The organism is Microvirga antarctica (assembly GCF_017921815.1).
GTDB lineage: Bacteria > Pseudomonadota > Alphaproteobacteria > Rhizobiales > Beijerinckiaceae > Microvirga > Microvirga antarctica.
The window spans coordinates 1-301 of sequence record NZ_JAGEMM010000046.1 but is presented as its reverse complement, the minus strand read 5'-3'; the positions used below and the strand labels follow the sequence as shown (position 1 = coordinate 301).

1 protein-coding gene is annotated in these 301 nt (G+C 55.1%); it reads left to right on the top strand.

What is annotated here, in order from left to right:
• Positions 1–91: 91 nt before the first annotated feature.
• A partial coding sequence (locus J4G32_RS20790; RefSeq protein ID WP_210497549.1) for a 60S acidic ribosomal protein P1 occupies positions 92–301 on the top strand: 210 nt, incomplete at its 3' end.

Genomic DNA, 301 nt, shown 5'->3' with positions numbered 1-301 from the left:
AGAAGCTAAGGCCCGCAATCCGGCGACTAGCACCGTCAAATTTAGGCATCCACCTCGACAAACATAAAATATAACATCTACAATGGCCTCCGTGTCCGAGCTCGCCTGCATTTACTCCGCTCTGATCCTCCACGATGATGAAGTTACCGTCACCGAGGACAAGCTGAATGCTCTGATCAAGGCTGCCGGAGTCACAGTGGAGCCCTTCTGGCCAAGTCTGTTTGCCAAGGCTCTGTCCAGTGTTGACATCGGGAGCCTGATCTGCAACGTCGGAGCCGGTGGTGGAGCTCCAGCTGGAGCC